Origin of the sequence: Vibrio sp. 10N.222.55.C6 (assembly GCF_041473395.1) — a bacterium.
Classification (GTDB): Bacteria; Pseudomonadota; Gammaproteobacteria; order Enterobacterales; family Vibrionaceae; genus Vibrio; species Vibrio crassostreae_C.
This window is the reverse complement of sequence record NZ_JBFRSD010000082.1, coordinates 1-1,575: the sequence shown is the minus strand read 5'-3', so window position 1 is coordinate 1,575 and position 1,575 is coordinate 1. Positions and strand designations below refer to the sequence as shown.

Genomic DNA, 1,575 nt, shown 5'->3' with positions numbered 1-1,575 from the left:
CTGTCTCTTGATCACAAGTCTGGTTAATCAAGAGACTTAGCGAGTTCATACCCTTCAAGGATGGTTTGTAACCTAAACCATCCTTGCCATAACGTCTTTATAGAAGCGCGCCCCGTTCGCTTGGTATTCTTCCAACCACCTAACCGAGCAATACCGTTGTAAGCCCATGATATATTAGGCGCTTCTTTCGGTAGTTCTTTCTTCTCCAACTTGAGCCACATTAACTTCCACGCTTTGCCTCTTAATACCCGCTCACAGCTGGTCTTAGATAACTCGTCTGATTCATTCATAAACCTCAACTGGAGTAACCGAGTCGCGATAAAAGCCAAAATAACGCTGAGCCTCTCTAAGTTGTCCTTACTTTGCATTCTCAGTTGCTCAACCTCTGTCCCTTCACTTTTCCAGACTTTATGAAAATCTTCTATCAGCCAGCGCCGCTCATAATAACTGACGATTTTGAGTGCCTCTTCCTTGCTCGTTATCGGCTCAGAAGTCAGTAAGTGCCATACGAGCTTATCGCTACTCTCTCCTTGTTCTATACATCCCACGTAGTAAAGCGGAATGTTATCGAACTCTTTCTTGTTAGCAGGAGACTTGAGTGTCACGGGGGCATATTTGATATCTAAATGAGCCTTGCGAGCTTTACGCCCCCCTTTTTGCGGTATTTCGAGCACTTTCTCTCCGGCTGATAACAGGGTAGAGGCATAGCTATAAAGACGATTATCATGCTCTTCAATACAGCGGCTTTGCATTGAGCGAACGATGAACCTTTGTTGTTGCTCTCGCTTGTAAGTGAGGTATTCAAATAGGTCGGCTTCTCTATCGCACACAGAAATGACATCCGAAATTTTATCGCCAAGTCGCTCAGCGACATGGCGAGAGGCTTGTTCCCACTTATAACTTTCTTTCTCTTTGTATGGTCGAGTCGCATGCTGGTGCCTTTGGCCTCGCTTTTCTATATCACGAGTCCAGCGCTGTTGTTCAATTAAACCAATAACAGATTGAGTGTCGGGAGCAAAAAGTAAGGTTGAGTGTACGAACATGGCGCGATGTCGGTTGCCTTGATTGGAGTGCCCGAGTTCATCTCGAATGCTGCGATGGGAGTAACTGAGAGAAGTGGTGTCTTCTAAGGCAAGAAGTGTTTGTTGCTCTAATGCTTCTTGTGCGGTGACATAAAACCCCGCTTCTGCGATATCTTCTGCTTTGATTTGCTCATTACGGATGAAGCGATAAGCCCCTTCCATTTCAGCAGGGGAGATAATGAGTTTCGAGACGGGTACACCAGGTTGCTCGGCCAGTGAGGCTGCGAGAGTAACGAGTCTTTGAGTGCGTCTAGGGTCATTTAGGTGGGCTTGACCGAACTGTTTTTGTGCCCAGAGGGTTGGCTCTATATAGGTCATGATAATCATCCTTGTCATTGCTTAGATGATCAGATCATGAAACCTAAAAATAGTTCAAAAAAAATCCCCAAGCGTGGCTTAGGGATTTGTGTATAAGAGACAGGCTTGGTGGCTGGCTTTGTTGAGATATTGAAAACTAAGTTTACAAGAATGCCGTCTCTATAGAGGCTTTCTC

General features: G+C 45.3%; 1 protein-coding gene. It reads right to left on the bottom strand.

Translation table 11 applies throughout. The annotated features are described in order from the left end of the window. Positions 1-23: 23 nt before the first annotated feature. The gene (locus AB4486_RS22640) at positions 24-1,400 is read right to left on the bottom strand and encodes an IS4 family transposase (RefSeq protein WP_102319739.1); all 1,377 of its coding nucleotides are present in this window, start codon (positions 1,398-1,400) and stop codon (positions 24-26) included. Positions 1,401-1,575 lie beyond the last annotated feature (175 nt).

Bases quoted from the DNA above. Each gene is read 5' to 3' on its own strand.
- AB4486_RS22640 (WP_102319739.1), bottom strand. From the start codon at position 1,400: ATGACCTATATAGAGCCAACCCTCTGGGCACAAAAACAGTTCGGTCAA.